Source organism: Pseudogemmobacter sp. TB195 (genome assembly GCF_058313095.1).
Genome location: NZ_JBZEGG010000001.1, coordinates 65499 through 79084 on the forward strand (window position 1 = coordinate 65499; position 13586 = coordinate 79084).

The 13586-nt window shown below is 62.6% G+C and carries 9 protein-coding genes and 2 tRNA genes; 8 read left to right on the forward strand and 3 right to left on the reverse strand.

The genetic code is table 11. The annotated features are described in order from the left end of the window. Nucleotides 1-29: 29 nt before the first annotated feature. Together AC4FS3_RS00330 and AC4FS3_RS00335 are read left to right on the forward strand one after the other, a co-directional pair. On the forward strand, nt 30-2063 hold the full coding sequence (locus AC4FS3_RS00330) for a hydantoinase/oxoprolinase N-terminal domain-containing protein (protein ID WP_491018875.1): 2034 nt from the start codon (nt 30-32) through the stop codon (nt 2061-2063). A 61-nt stretch (nt 2064-2124) separates the two neighbouring features. Continuing rightward, nucleotides 2125-2201 (forward strand) — tRNA-Met (locus AC4FS3_RS00335). Between the two features lie 194 nt (nt 2202-2395). On the opposite strand, the gene AC4FS3_RS00340 is transcribed toward AC4FS3_RS00335, so the two are convergent. From AC4FS3_RS00340 to AC4FS3_RS00350, 3 genes are all read right to left on the reverse strand, one after another. Continuing rightward, a complete protein-coding gene (locus tag AC4FS3_RS00340; protein ID WP_491018876.1) occupies nt 2396-2587 on the reverse strand; it encodes a helix-turn-helix domain-containing protein in 192 nt (63 codons plus the stop codon). 46 nt (nt 2588-2633) lie between these two features. Beyond that, nucleotides 2634-2783, reverse strand: a complete 150-nt coding sequence (locus AC4FS3_RS00345; RefSeq protein ID WP_491018877.1) for a hypothetical protein — start codon at nt 2781-2783, stop codon at nt 2634-2636. A 1018-nt stretch (nt 2784-3801) separates the two neighbouring features. Continuing rightward, nucleotides 3802-3886: transfer RNA gene (locus tag AC4FS3_RS00350), tRNA-Leu, on the reverse strand. A gap of 195 nt (nt 3887-4081) precedes the next feature. On the opposite strand from AC4FS3_RS00350, the gene AC4FS3_RS00355 reads away from it, so the two are divergent. The 6 genes from AC4FS3_RS00355 (at nt 4082) to gltB (ending at nt 13461) form a co-directional block, all read left to right on the forward strand. Further along, entirely contained in the window at nt 4082-5068 is a 987-nt protein-coding gene (locus AC4FS3_RS00355) for a complex I NDUFA9 subunit family protein (protein WP_491018878.1), read from the forward strand. Nucleotide 5069: 1 nt separating this feature from the next. Further along, nucleotides 5070-5873, forward strand: coding sequence for an undecaprenyl-diphosphate phosphatase (locus AC4FS3_RS00360; protein WP_491019295.1), 804 nt, complete (start codon nt 5070-5072; stop codon nt 5871-5873). A 161-nt stretch (nt 5874-6034) separates the two neighbouring features. After that, nucleotides 6035-7468 (forward strand): NAD(P)-dependent oxidoreductase, encoded by a 1434-nt coding sequence (locus tag AC4FS3_RS00365; RefSeq protein ID WP_491018879.1) that lies wholly within the window; start codon nt 6035-6037, stop codon nt 7466-7468. Between the two features lie 277 nt (nt 7469-7745). Then, nucleotides 7746-8489 carry a hypothetical protein gene (locus AC4FS3_RS00370; RefSeq protein WP_491018880.1) on the forward strand — a complete coding sequence of 248 codons (744 nt, stop codon included), beginning with the start codon at nt 7746-7748 and terminating at the stop codon, nt 8487-8489. Beyond that, nucleotides 8479-8919 carry a GFA family protein gene (locus tag AC4FS3_RS00375; protein WP_491018881.1) on the forward strand — a complete coding sequence of 147 codons (441 nt, stop codon included), beginning with the start codon at nt 8479-8481 and terminating at the stop codon, nt 8917-8919. Before AC4FS3_RS00370 ends, AC4FS3_RS00375 begins: the two co-directional genes overlap by 11 nt. Before the next feature lie 3 nt (nt 8920-8922). Continuing rightward, on the forward strand, nt 8923-13461 hold the full coding sequence (gene gltB / locus AC4FS3_RS00380; RefSeq protein ID WP_491018882.1) for a glutamate synthase large subunit: 4539 nt from the start codon (nt 8923-8925) through the stop codon (nt 13459-13461). The last annotated feature ends 125 nt before the right edge of the window (nt 13462-13586 follow it).

A 13586-nucleotide genomic window follows, 5' to 3' on the forward strand; every position in this document is an offset into this window, starting at 1 on the left:
GCGCAACGAACAGCAGTGAAGGACGGGTCATGGCCTTTTTCCTCGGGGTCGATACCGGCGGCACCTATACCGATGCGGTCATCCTGGACGAGGCGGAAAACCGCATTCTGGGAACGGCCAAGTCCTTGACGACGCGGCATGATCTGGCCGAAGGCATCGGTGGCGCCGTCGATCGCGCGCTGGCGCAATCGGGCGTATCGGCGCAACAGATCGCGCTGGTCTCGCTGTCGACGACGCTGGCCACCAATGCGCTGGTCGAGGGCCAGGGCGGCCGCGTCGCGCTGATCACCATGGGGTTCGATGAGGACGACCTCGCGCGCGCAGGTCTTGCTGATGCGCTGAAGGGGGATCCGGTGATCCGCATCGCCGGCGGCCACAGCCATGCCGGGATCGAGGCTTCCCCCCCTGACCTCGCACGGCTCGAGGACGAGGTGACGGCGCTTGGCCCCGAAGTGATGGGCTTTGCCGTCGCCGCCCGTTTCGCCACCCGCAACCCAGCGCATGAGCTCGCGGCACGCGACCTGATCCGCCGCGTGACAGGCCGCGCTGTCACCTGCTCGCATGAGCTGTCGGCGCGGCTGAATGGCCCGAAACGGGCGCTGACGGCCGTGCTGAACGCGCGGCTGATCGGGATGATCGACCGCCTCGTCGCCGCCTGCGAACGCCATCTCGCCCGGATCGGCGTTGATGCGCCGCTGATGGTGGTGCGCGGCGATGGTGCGCTGATCTCGGCCGCGATGGTGCGCGAGCGCCCGATCGAGACGATCCTCTCGGGCCCGGCCGCCTCGATCGTCGGCGCACGCTGGCTGACCGGTGCGCAGGACGCGCTGGTCTCGGATATCGGGGGCACCACTACGGATGTTGCGATCCTGCGCGGTGGCCTGCCCGAAATCGATCCCGAAGGCGCCCGCGTCGGCGGGTTCCGCACCATGGTCGAGGCCGTGGCGATGCGCACCACCGGCCTTGGCGGCGATTCGGAAGTGCATCTGATCAATGACGGCCTCTCGGGGCGGCTCCGCCTCGGGCCGCGCCGGTTGCTGCCGGTCTCGCTGCTGGCGATGACCGCGCGCGACATGGTGCATGAGGCGCTGGAGCGTTGGCTCTCGGGCCCGGCACCGGGCGAATATGACGGGCGCTTCGTCGTGCCGATGCAGGGCGTCGAACAGACCGGTGGCCTTGGCCCGCGTGACCGCGCCGTGCTGGAGCGGATCACCGCACCGATGCCGGTCGCGAAGGCGCTGACCTCGCGGCTCGAAGCAGCGGCGCTGGACCGCCTTGTCGCGCGCGGGCTGGTGATGCTTTCCGGCGTGACCCCCTCGGATGCAAGCCATGTTGCGGGCGGCCTGAGCGACTGGGACCGGGAGGCCGCCGAAAAAGCGCTGCGTCTGCTGGCCTTGCGCCGCACTGGCGCCGGCGAACGGTTCGCGCCCGGCCCCGAAGACATGGCGCGGCGGATCATTGATCAGGTCACCGCCCAGACCGCCGGCTGCCTGCTGGAGGCCGCCTTCGCCGAAGACCCACGATTCAGGGACGAAGACGCCGCGGCCCTGGCGCGGCATCCACTGCTGGTGGCGGGGCTTGACCAGCACCGAGGGGTCATGGCGCTGTCAGCACAACTGGCCTTGCCGGTGATCGGCCTTGGCGCCTCGGCGCCGTCCTATTATGGCGCGGTGGGCGCGCGTCTTGGCTGTGAGATGATCCTGCCGGAACATGCCGGTGTCGCGAATGCGATCGGGGCCGTGGCAGGTCAGGTCAGCCAGCGCGTCTCGGGCCTTTTGACATCGCCGGCCCAGGGGCGGTTTGTGGCGCATTTCACCACTGGCCCCAAAGCCTATGGCGACCGCGACGCGGCGCTGGAGGCACTGGAAACCGCGCTGCGCGCCGAGGCTGCCGCCCGAGCCCGCGAGGCCGGGGCAGTCGACCTTCACCTGACCGCCAGACGCGAGATTTCCGAGGCGGGAGTCGAGGGGCAGATCCTGTTCATCGAAGCCACCGTCACCGTCACCGCAACCGGCAGGCCCCGCATCGCCCATTGCCCTGGCAAAGCTGAGTCCGCAAACTGAAGCAAAAAGCGCGTATACCCCCTTGACGCCCCTGACCGGCCCGCATATCCCCCCGCCCAGTGGCTAGGTAGCTCAGCTGGTTAGAGCGTGCGACTCATAATCGCAAGGTCGAGGGTTCGAGTCCCTCCCTCGCCACCACTTTCAAACACAAATGTTTGTTTTAACTGGAAATTTCGGATCTCCCCCGAGCTATCCGCTTACTTGCCCGCCAATATCAAAACGACTGACGACCACCAATCCTAACCATTGGCGGCATTAAGTCAGCGCGACAAATCACCTTCCGTCGCAACCGAGGGATGATTCGTCTGTCACGCGAAGCAGACCAGAACGCTCTAGGCGTGACTGTAGCTGCGGTTGAGATACAGGCCGATCTCCCGGAAGCTCGCGCCGCCATCACGCAGTTTGGCCATCCTTTGGCGCTCTTTCGCAGCGAGAAGCCGTCCACGTCGGACAGCCCTGGCAATTGCCCGGGGGTAAGTGTCAGCCGCGATCACCCCGGGCGGGACAGCGGACCGGGACCCCATAGCGGGCCGCGAACTCGGCACGGACCTTGTCGGACCAGGTCATGTGTCAGGCCTCCCACCGCGCACTATCAACCGTCCCGATGAACGGCATCCGAAGCGACAGCACAGCCTGCTGCAGGATGCCGAGCGCCGCCGCCAGGTTGTCATAGGGCGTGCCCATCTTAACAGCCGTAAATTTAAAGATGTCGTTGCTCATACGCCCATCTTTGGCAGATTGATGCTGTCCAGATTGTTGCAGATCTCGTCACGCGAGGCTCTCGTTTGATCGCTGAGAGCCCAGAGGCAAAGCGAGTTCATGAGCACCGCAAGGCGCGAAACAAGGGCTTGCCAGATGCGCTTTATGAGACACCTCCGGCTTGCCGGGCGGATTTCCTGCTTCGGCTGATTGCAGAGGCCCGAGGCAATTCTGAACTCCGGCGTCTTATCGCAAGTCGGGAAATGATCCTAAACTGACCACGGGGCGAAAGAACAGGCCGACTGCACATCGCCCATGTTCTGGATCACTATTGCCTAGAGGCCTACACGATGCGGTCGTATGAGGTCGTGAACCTAGAGATCGTGCTTTCACCTTCAGATGATCTTGCCTTCCCAACCGATTATTTCGGACCGGACAGACCTCCAATCTACGAGGACGGCAGCTTGAAAAAGAGGCCGTGTCCGTGGTCAGCGTGAAAGGAGGAACGAAAAGTCCCTCCACCACTATAAAGCGAACTCATAAGCAACCGGATGGGGTTGTTGACCTGCCCCTGGCAGGAAAGACCACGGACGGGCGCGCAAGCCTCCCTCCGGGATGAGACCACCTTAACAATGACAGGCGGGATGCGAAGACGTGGTGCAGCTTGAGTGATTGCTCTGGTTCACCAGCTGGGACTGTCATATTGCCCGTCTCGGAAGTGATCCAACAGAGCCGATCCGTCCAACTTGACCTAGCAACTGTATCTTTCAGGGAGCCGGGGCTGCCCATTTCTGACGTTCCGCTGCGCTGCGCCGGGCAGGTCACTGCATAGCGGGCGGAAGCGAGAACGCGCTTATCCTGCGCTGACGTATGGTGCCCTCTGGTCAGAGGCAAAGGGGCATCTGTTGTATTGTTGCGCAACAGGGTGAGACTGTCTGAGACAGATTCTTACCAGCAACAGAAAGGTTGATACAACGGCGAAACAAGAAACACGAAAGCCGCGCAACCCATTGGGGTCACACGGCTTTTCGTAGTATAGTGGTGCCCAGAAGAGGACTCGAACCTCCACGCCTTGCAGCGCTGGTACCTGAAACCAGTGCGTCTACCAATTCCGCCATCTGGGCACGCTTCAGTGAGGGCGATGTAGCCCTGGGGCAAAGGGTTGTCAACACGGGCTCGCGCGGAAATCGCAAGATTTTTGACACTCGTGCGAAAGGCCGGCTGGCACGGGCCTCACATTGGGCTTTGGGCTTGCTGGCCCGACGTCCGGGGGCTATGGAACGGGGAATGGACGCGACGCCCGCAGGGGAGATTTCCGCATGAGCAAGCTGGTCACCATTTACGGCGGGTCGGGCTTTGTCGGCCGCTATATCGCCCGGCGCTTTGCCGGTCTTGGCTGGCGGGTCCGCGTCGCGGTACGCCGCCCGAATGAAGCGATCTTCGTCAAACCCTATGGCGCTCCGGGCCAGGTCGAACCGATCCTGTGCAATATCCGCAACGAAGCCAGTGTGAAACGCGCAGCCCTTGGCGCGGATGCGGTTGTCAATTGTGTCGGCACCTTCCGCCGCGGCGGCCGGAACAACTTCCAGGCCGTTCATGTCGACGGCGCCACGATCATCGCCCGCGCCGCGCGCGAGGCCGGTGTGGCAAAGCTGATCCATATCTCGGCGCTCGGGGCCGATGCCGGCAGCGCCTCGCTTTATGGCCGCAGCAAGGCCGCCGGCGAGGCCGCAATCGCGGCGGAATTCCCCGGCGCGGTCATCCTGCGCCCCTCGGTGATTTTCGGCACGGAAGACAGTTTCTTCAACAAATTCGCCGGCATGGCGCAATTCGCGCCGATCTTGCCGATTGCCGGTGGCCAGACCCGCTTCCAGCCGGTCTGGGTCGATGATGTGGCCCTGGCCGCGGTCAATATCGTCACCTCTGATGCCGCTTCCGGCATTTACGAGCTGGGCGGGCCCGAAGCAATGCCGCTCCAGGATCTTTTGCAGCGCATGCTGCCGGTGATCCAGCGTCGCCGCCTGATCCTCAACCTGCCAGGCGGGCTGATGTCACTGCCTGCCTTCGGCTTTGACATGGCCGAAGTGCTGACAGGCGGCCTTATCGTCAACAAGATCCTCACCCGCGATCAGCTGAAGATGCTGAAGGCCGATAATGTGGTCACTGACGGCGCGCGCGGCTTCGCCGATCTGGGCGTGACCGCCTCGGCTTTTGAAGCGGTGATTCCGGATTACCTGTGGCGCTTCCGTCCCTCGGGGCAATATGCCGCCATCAAGAACTCGGCAAAAAACCTGAAGAAGGTCTGAGATATTGGACAACACGCTGATTGCCGCCTTTCTGGGTCTCCTGGAAGGGCTCACTGAGTTTATTCCGGTCTCATCTACAGGACATCTGCTGCTGGCGGGGCATTTCCTTGGCTTCACCTCGGACAGCCGGACCTTCGAGGTGGTGATCCAGCTGGGCGCGATCCTGGCGCTGACCTCGGTATTTGCGGTCAAGGTCGGGCGGCTTTTCATGGATGCACGCCATGATACGGCGGCGCGGCGCGCTATTGTGTCAGTGGCCCTGGCCTTTTTGCCCGCCGTGGTGATCGGGTTGCTGGCGCATGGCTATATCAAAAGCGTGCTGTTTGAATCACCGAAGCTGATTTCGATCATGCTGATCATCGGCGGCGTCATCCTGCTGGTGGTAGACCGCATCGCGCCGAAGCCGAAGCATTTCGACGCGCTGGAACTGCCGCTGGGTAAGTCACTCGCCATTGGGTTTTGCCAGTGTATCGCGATGATCCCCGGGGTCTCGCGCTCTGGCGCCACGATTGTCGGCGCCCTGATGATGGGCGTCGAAAAGCGCGCTGCGGCCGAGTTTTCCTTCCTGCTGAGCCTGCCGACCATGATCGCCGCAGTCTCCTATGATCTGTTCAAAAGCCGCAATGATCTCGATTTCAGCGCGGTCTGGGATATCGCCGTCGGCTTCGCCGTGGCCTTCCTTGCAGCGGTTCTCGTGGTGAAATGGGTGCTCTCTTATGTCAGCCGCCATGGCTATGCGATCTTTGGCTGGTGGCGAATCATCGTGGGAACGGCAGCTCTGATCGCGCTTATGGCGGGAAAATAGGTAGATTCGGAACTCATACTGACCTATTTTCGTGATTTCTTAGAGGATTTTTGATCACGCCTCCGCAAAATCAGCATATAGGTCAGCCATGCTGACTTTTATTCAAATCCCCTCAGATGTAGGAAGGCGCTCCCGGAACCTGCTTTGAGGGAAGCGCAGCCATGGCCACGCAAAAGATGCTGAAATTTGTTTCCCTGGGCAAAGAGATGCCCGAGAAACGCAAAGCCTCTGACCGCAATCAGGATTTCGACGAGATCTATCGCGAATTCGCGGCAGAAAAGGCGGCCGAACAGGCCAGCCGCTGTTCGCAATGTGGTGTGCCTTATTGCCAGTCACATTGCCCGCTGCACAACAATATCCCTGACTGGCTCCGCCTCACCGCCGAGGGCCGGCTGAAAGAGGCCTGGGAGATCAGCCAGGCCACCAATTCCTTCCCCGAGATCTGCGGCCGCATCTGCCCGCAGGACCGGCTTTGTGAAGGCAATTGCGTCATCGAACAATCCGGCCATGGCACGGTCACCATCGGCTCGGTCGAGAAATACATCACCGATACCGCCTGGGAAGAAGGCTGGGTGCAGCCGGTCATCCCCCATAGCGAACGCACGGAATCGGTCGGCATCATAGGCGCAGGCCCGGGCGGGCTCGCGGCGGCGGAACGGCTGCGCCGCTCGGGTGTTCAGGTCACCGTCTATGACCGCTATGACCGCGCTGGCGGGCTGCTGACCTATGGCATCCCGGGATTTAAGCTGGAAAAGCCGGTCGTCATGCGCCGGGTCGAACAGCTGGAAGCCTCGGGCGTCACGTTTGTCCTGAACTGCACGGTCGGCGTTGACCTCTCGTTCGAGGAAATCCGCTCACGCCACACCGCCCTGCTGATCGCCACCGGCGTCTATAAGATCCGCGAGATCGAGGCCCCCGGCTCGGGCGCGCGCGGCATTGTGAAAGCGCTCGACTATCTGACGGTGTCGAACCGGCTGTCCTTCGGCGACTCTGTGCCGGAATATGAGGATGGCAGCCTGAACGCTGCCGGCAAGCGCGTTGTGGTCATCGGCGGCGGAGATACCGCGATGGATTGCGTGCGCACCGCGATCCGCCAGGGCGCAACCTCGGTGAAATGCCTTTATCGCCGCGACCGCGCCAATATGCCAGGTTCGCAGCGCGAGGTGCAGAATGCCGAAGAGGAAGGCGTAGACTTCGTCTGGCTCGCGGCGCCGAAGGGCTTTTCGGGCGGCACAGAGGTCGAAGGCGTGATGGTGCAAAAGATGCGTCTCGGCGCGCCGGATGCCTCGGGCCGTCAGTCGCCGGAGGTGATCGAAGGGGCCGACTATGTCGAGCCCGCCGATCTGGTTGTGCAGGCGCTCGGTTTCGAACCCGAGGCCTTGCCGAAGCTTTGGGGCGTCGACGAACTGACCGTCACCCGCTGGGGCACGATCAAGGCCGATTTCCGCAGCCATGCGACCTCGATCCCGGGCGTCTATGCCGTGGGTGATATCGTGCGCGGTGCGAGTCTTGTCGTCTGGGCGATCCGTGACGGTCGCGAGGCGGCAGATGCGATCATCGACTCCCTTGGTCATGCCGCTGTCGCGGCCGAGTGACCCTTTTCGGGAGAAACGCCATGATCCGTTGCCTTGCTCTGCTCTGCGCCGTGGCGGTATCCCCTGCCCCGTCCGCAGCCAGGCCTGTTTACGCGGCTTCCCTCACGACCCGGAGCGTGCCGTGCAGCATGGGCTGTGAAGACGCGAGGCAGGTCCGTCATCCGCGCACCCTCGCGCTGGTCCGCTCCGGCGCAGATGGCTTTGAAGTGAATACCGATACCATCCGAAGCAAGGTACAGTCGGGGGCAATGCTCCCTGATGACGAGGTCTCGCCGATATGAACCGCTTTTTCACCGTCACCCTGTCTTCCGCGCTGCTGCCGCTGCTGGCGGGCTATGCCGGGGCGCGGACCTGGTCTGCTCCGGAAAGCTGCGAGATCTTTATGACCGTGCAGGCCAAGGGCTGCCGGGTGTCGAATTACTATACCTGCACTGCCGATCAGAAAGGCGATCAGTGGCGCGCCGATTTCGATCAGGAGGGGCTTTTCTTCCGGTCGCGGATCAATTCAGAAACCGAATGGGTCGAGAGTATCAGCGAAGGCGAAGGTGCCGGAACGGTGCAGATGCTGGCGCCGAACGCCGCCGATCCGGCCTCATTCTCGGAACTGATTTCAACCGGGATCGACACGTTTGAATTCTCTCTGACCCGCAATACCGGCTTTGACACCACTGTAACCGGCTTTGACCGGCTGACCGGTCGCAGCGTGACCATTGATGGCGTCGTGCTGGAAGAGACCGAATTCGAGGCCTCCGAGATTGATGCCGATGGCGCCCAGGTCCGGCGCTCGCGCGGCAATGAATATATCTCGCGCGAGATGCGGCTGTTCTTTTCCGGCCCCGGCCAGAGCGATCTGGGCGATGGCCAATGGCTGCCGATCGACGGCAGCCCGATCGACTTCATCTTCCCCGGGGAGCCCGGCTTTGCCTCCCCCCGCCCGCTTTATGACTGCGATCCGCTGATGACCGAGGCTCCTGCCGATCCGGCGCTGGAGCGTCTCTGGAGGGCGCGTTATGGCAACTGAGACGCGCGGACAATGCCTGTGCGGTGCGGTGCGGATCACCGTCTCGAATGCCCCGCATGAGGTGAATGCCTGCCATTGCAGCATGTGCAGACGCTGGACGGGGGTGGCGCTGGTCACCCTCGACGTTCCCGAGGCCAATATCCGCATCGAAGGGCAGGAGGCGGTGCGCAGCTTTGCCTCGTCAGACTGGGCCGAACGCTCATTTTGCGGCACATGTGGCTCTTCGCTCTGGTATCGGCTGACCGCGCCCGGAGCCCCTGCGGATTATTACCTGGCGGCGGGTCTGATGGACCAGTTGTCCGGCGTGACCCTTGCAAATGAAATCTATGTCGATCACCGGCCCCAGGCTTTCGCCTTTGCTGGTCCGGCCAGACAGATAACGGAAGCAGAGTTTATGGCGATGCTTCCGCCGCCAGCCCAAGAGGAGTGAGCCATGACGATCTATGATGAGGCCTGGGCGAAAGCCGAAGAAGCCAAACGTGCTTTCATGGGCGAGCACAGCCTTTACCGCGATGAGGATGAACATTCCTCCTGCGGCGTGGGTCTCGTCGTAGCGGTCTCGGGCAAGCCCTCGCGCAAGGTCGTGCAGGCGGGGATCGACGCGCTGAAAGCGATCTGGCACCGCGGCGCGGTCGATGCTGACGGGAAAACCGGCGATGGCGCCGGGATCCATGTGCAGATCCCGGTTGATTTCTTCTATGATGTCGTGCGGCGCACCGGCCATGAGCCCGATCCGCAGAAATGGATCGCGGTTGGCCAGGTCTTCCTGCCGCGTACCGATTTCGCCGCTCAGGAACGCTGCCGGACCATCGTGGAAACCGAAGTCCTGCGCATGGGCCACTATATCTATGGCTGGCGCCATGTGCCGGTCGATATCTCGGTGCTGGGCGAAAAGGCCAATGCCACCCGCCCCGAGATCGAACAGATCCTGATCCGTTGCGAAAAAGAAATCGACCGCGAGCAGTTCGAGCGCGAGCTCTACATCATCCGCCGCCGGATCGAGAAAGCCGTCACCGCTTCGGGCATTTACGGCTGCTATCTGTGTTCACTGTCCTGCCGGTCGGTGATCTATAAGGGCATGATGCTGGCCGAACAGGTCTCGGTCTTCTACCCGGATCTGCAGGACGAGCGTTTCGTCTCGGCCTTCGCAATCTACCACCAGCGCTATTCGACCAACACCTTCCCGCAATGGTGGCTGGCGCAGCCCTTCCGGATGCTTGCCCATAACGGCGAGATCAACACGCTGAAGGGCAATGTCAACTGGATGAAATCGCACGAGATCCGCATGGCATCGAGCGCTTTCGGCGAGATGGCAGAAGACATCAAGCCGATCATCCCGGGCGGCACGTCTGATTCCGGCGCGCTGGATGCGGTGTTCGAGGTCATGGTGCGCTCGGGCCGTTCGGCGCCGATGGCCAAGACCATGCTGGTGCCGGAAGCCTGGTCGAAACAGACCGACACCATGCCCCAGGCCTGGGCGGATATGTATTCCTATTGCAATTCGGTGATCGAGCCCTGGGATGGCCCGGCGGCGCTCGCCATGACCGATGGCCGCTGGGTCTGTGGTGGCCTCGACCGCAACGGGCTCAGGCCCATGCGCTATGTCATCACCGGCGACGGGCTGCTGATCGCGGGGTCCGAGGCCGGGATGGTGCCGGTGGATGAGCTGACCATCCGCGAAAAAGGCGCGCTTGGGCCGGGCCAGATGATCGCGGTCGATATGGTCGAGGGCAAGCTCTACCACGACACCGAGATGAAGGACAAACTCGCTTCCGCCCAGCCCTATAGCGAATGGGTCGGCAAGATCACCCATCTGTCGCCCGATCTCGACGCGCTGCCGGAACATGCGCTTTATGCCGGGTCGGAACTGCGCAAGCGTCAGATCGCCGCCGGCTATTCGGTCGAGGATCTGGAGCAGGTGCTCGCGCCGATGGCGGAAGACGGCAAGGAAATGATCGCCTCGATGGGCGATGACACGCCGCCGGCGGTGCTGTCGAAAATCTACCGGCCGCTGTCGCATTACTTCCGCCAGAATTTCAGCCAGGTGACGAACCCACCCATCGACAGCCTTCGCGAAGGCCGGGTGATGTCGCTGAAGACCCGCTTCGGCAACCTGCGCAACGTGCTGGATGAAAACTCCAGCCAGACCGAGATCCTGGTGCTGGAAAGCCCCTTCGTCGCCAATGCCGAATTCGACGCGATGGTGAAGCAGTTCGGCGAGCATGTCGCCTTTATCGACTGCACCTTCCCGGTCGGCCCCACCCTGAACGACCTGCAAAATGCGCTGGAACGGATCCGGGCCGAGGCCGAAGACGCGGTGCGGTCTGGCGCAGGCCAGCTGATCCTGACCGATGAGCATCAGGGCGTAGAGAAGGTCGGCATGCCGATGATCCTCGCGACGTCAGCCGTGCACAGCTGGCTGACGCGCAAAGGCTTGCGGACCTTCTGCTCGATCAATGTGCGCTCGGCGGAATGTATCGACCCGCATTATTTCGCGGTGCTGATCGGCTGTGGTGCGACCACGGTGAACCCCTATCTTGCGCAGGACAGCATCGCTGACCGGATCGACCGGGGCCTGCTGGAAGGCAGCCTTGTCGAGGCGATGCGCCGCTACCGCGATGCGATTGACGCCGGGCTCTTGAAGATCATGGCAAAGATGGGGATCTCAGTGATCTCGTCTTACCGTGGTGGACTGAACTTCGAAGCCGTGGGCCTGTCACGCGCGATGGTCGCCGAATATTTCCCCGGCATGCATTCCCGCATATCGGGGATCGGTCTGCACGGCGTCGAGCAGAAGCTGGAAGAGGTCCATGCCCGTGGCTGGCTCGGCGGCGCGGATGTGCTGCCAATTGGCGGCTTCTACAAGGCGCGGCGCTCGGGCGAGAAACATGGCTGGGAAGCCCAGACCATGCATATGCTGCAAGCGGCCTGCGACCGCGCAAGCTATGATCTGTGGAAGACCTATTCCGCCGCGATGCGGTCGAACCCGCCGATCCATCTGCGCGACCTTTTGGACATCAAGACGCTGGGGAAACCGGTGCCGATTGAAGAGGTGGAAAGCATCACCTCGATCCGCAAACGGTTCGTGACCCCGGGCATGTCTTTGGGCGCGCTGTCGCCCGAGGCGCATATGACGCTGAATATCGCGATGAACCGGATCGGCGCCAAGTCGGATAGCGGCGAGGGCGGCGAAGACCCTGCGCATCAGCACCCGTTCCCGAATGGCGACAACCCCTGTGCCAAGATCAAACAGGTGGCTTCCGGGCGTTTTGGCGTCACGGCGGAATATCTGAACGCCTGCGAAGAGCTGGAGATCAAGGTCGCCCAGGGCGCGAAACCCGGCGAGGGTGGCCAGCTTCCGGGGATGAAGGTCACCGATCTGATCGCGCGGCTCAGGCATTCCACCAAGGGCGTGACGCTGATCAGCCCGCCACCGCATCACGATATCTATTCGATCGAAGATCTGGCGCAGCTGATCTATGATCTGAAACAGATCAACCCGCGCTGCAAGGTGACGGTGAAGCTGGTCTCGGCCTCCGGCGTCGGCACGATTGCCGCCGGTGTCGCCAAGGCCAAAGCCGATGTGATCCTCGTGTCCGGCCATAACGGCGGCACCGGGGCCTCACCCGGCACCTCGATCAAATATGCCGGCCTGCCCTGGGAGATGGGCCTGACCGAGGCGCATCAGGTGCTTTCCATGAACAACCTGCGCGAGCGGGTGACGCTTCGCACCGACGGTGGCCTGCGGACCGGGCGCGATGTGGTCATGGCGGCGATGATGGGCGCGGAAGAGTTCGGCATCGGCACCGCCGCACTGATCGCGATGGGCTGTATCATGGTGCGCCAGTGCCAGTCGAACACCTGCCCGGTCGGCGTCTGCACACAAGACAAGGCTTTGCGCGACAAGTTCACCGGCAATGCCGATAAGGTCGTCAACCTCATCACCTTCTACGCGCAGGAAGTGCGGGAGATCCTCGCCTCGATCGGGGCGCGCTCGATGGATGAGATCATCGGGCGGCCGGATCTGCTGGTCCAGGTCTCGCGCGGTGCCGCAAGCCTTGATGACCTTGACCTGAACCCGCTTCTGATCACGGTCGATGGCACCCAGAAGATCACCTATGACCGCTCGAAACCGCGCAATGCAGTGCCCGATACGCTCGATGCCGAGATCATCAAGGATGGCCACCGCTTCTTTGAAGATGGCGAAAAGATGCAGCTGTCCTATGCGGTCAGAAACACCTCGCGGACCATTGGCACCCGGGCCTCGTCGCATATCGTGCGCAAGTTCGGAATGAAGAACAGCCTGCAGCATGACCATCTGACGGTGAAACTGACCGGCAATGCCGGCCAGAGCCTTGGCGCTTTCGCGGTGAACGGGATCAAGATCGAGGTCCAGGGCGACGCGAATGACTATGTCGGCAAGGGGCTGTCGGGTGGCGTGATCGTGGTGCGGCCGCAAATGGCCTCGCCGCTTAAGGCCGAAGACAACACCATCATCGGCAATACCGTGCTTTACGGCGCCACTGACGGCTTCCTCTTTGCCTCGGGCCGCGCGGGCGAGCGCTTTGCGGTCAGGAATTCGGGCGCAAGCGTGGTGATCGAGGGCTGCGGCTCGAATGGCTGCGAATATATGACCGGCGGCGTTGCGGTGATCCTCGGGCCGGTCGGCGCGAATTTCGGCGCGGGCATGACCGGCGGCATGGCCTATATTTACGACCCCGAAGGCCGGGCTGCAGATCTGGTCAACCCGGAAGGGCTTCTGACCAACAGCCTTAGCCACCCGCATTGGGAGGCCCAGCTGAAAGAGCTGGTGGAACGTCACCGTGCCGAGACCGGCTCGCGCAAGGCCGAAAGGATCCTTGCCGAATGGGAAAGCGAGCGCGGCAATTTCCTTCAGGTCTGCCCGAAAGAGATGCTGCCGCATCTGGCGCATCCGCTGACCGCGCTGGCGGATAAGGTTCCCGCCGAATAGGCAGCCCGGCTGAACCGGACGCTGCCTGAAACGACAAAGGCCCTCCGGCATATCGGAGGGCCTTTTCCATTCTGCCCCCTCCCGGCCATGCGCTCTTGACCCGCGCTTGGACCTGGATAGTCATT